The sequence below is a fragment of the Vibrio sp. 10N.222.49.A3 genome (genome assembly GCF_041475145.1).
Lineage (GTDB): Bacteria > Pseudomonadota > Gammaproteobacteria > Enterobacterales > Vibrionaceae > Vibrio > Vibrio tasmaniensis_A.
In genome coordinates this window covers 1-939 of the sequence record NZ_JBFRVM010000344.1, presented here as the reverse complement: position 1 = coordinate 939, position 939 = coordinate 1, and the positions used below count along the sequence as shown (strand labels likewise).

Genomic DNA, 939 nt, shown 5'->3' with positions numbered 1-939 from the left:
TTTATGGCGCGTTTACAATCAAAATCAAAAATTAGCTACTTCAAGTGCTCGGTTTGTCATGCTGAGTATGATGATAGCGAAAGCGCTCCCCATGGTTGGGGCTAATTGGCCTTGTTGCTATGAACTCACTTCTCAACGTTTATCGTGAAGATTTGCAGATTATTGGTATGATGTTTCTATAGTCTTCGAGAGGTTTTATGATGTTGAAAATGACAAGTAGTGTACTTGCAGTGTGTTTATTCGGTCTTAGCGTGGGAGCTAACGCTTCGACACTCGAAGAGTGTGCCAAACTCCTTCCTGACGGTCACACTTATAAAGTAGAGATCATTTTAGACGTAGATAAGACTGATAAGGAGCCAACGGTTACTGGTAGTTTTGGGGTGACGGGTGGAGCCGATGCGCCTGAGACTTTCGATATTGGTGATTTTGTCGAGTGCGCAGGCCCTTTGATCAAAACCGTAGACACAGATAGCAACGATGAATCTAAGTCCTAGTCACTTGTTATCTTGTTGGTCAGCTCATTAGCCAGTTAACGAATTCATAAAAATACCGCCGTAATCAACGGCGGTATTTTTTATTACGTTTATTACATCATTCACCACAGAACAAAGAACATTCAGCAGAGAACATAGAGCAGAAAGACTAGTTAACGTGAGCTAATTCGACACTCTGCGTTTCGTTCGCCACTTTCCAATCTCCACCCAAGGCTTTATACACCGCAATCGTGGTGTTGGCGGTTTGAAGCTTGGCGGCTACTTGGCGATCTTGCATCGCTTTTTGTTGTCTTTGTGCGTCTAACACCGACAAGTAATCGACTAGCCCCGCTTTGTATAGCGACTTTGCCTTGCTCACCGCGTTATCAACGGCAAGGGTAGCTTCATCGATGCGCTTTTGGTTCTCTTGGCTACGGCCATAGGCAAACAGTATCCGCCCCATGAA

The 939-nt window shown here is 44.6% G+C and carries 1 protein-coding gene and 1 pseudogene; one reads left to right on the top strand and one right to left on the bottom strand.

What is annotated here, in order from left to right:
- Positions 1-197: 197 nt before the first annotated feature.
- Complete coding sequence (locus AB4589_RS25520) at positions 198-494, top strand: hypothetical protein (RefSeq protein ID WP_017097823.1); 297 nt, start codon at positions 198-200, stop codon at positions 492-494.
- A 148-nt stretch (positions 495-642) separates the two neighbouring features.
- Here the strand turns inward: AB4589_RS25520 and AB4589_RS25515 are convergent.
- Positions 643-939: pseudogene (locus tag AB4589_RS25515) on the bottom strand (hypothetical protein); the annotation flags it as partial.

Excerpts from the sequence above, each read along its gene's own strand:
- AB4589_RS25520 (WP_017097823.1), top strand. The coding sequence starts at position 198 with ATGATGTTGAAAATGACAAGTAGTGTACTTGCAGTGTGTTTATTCGGT.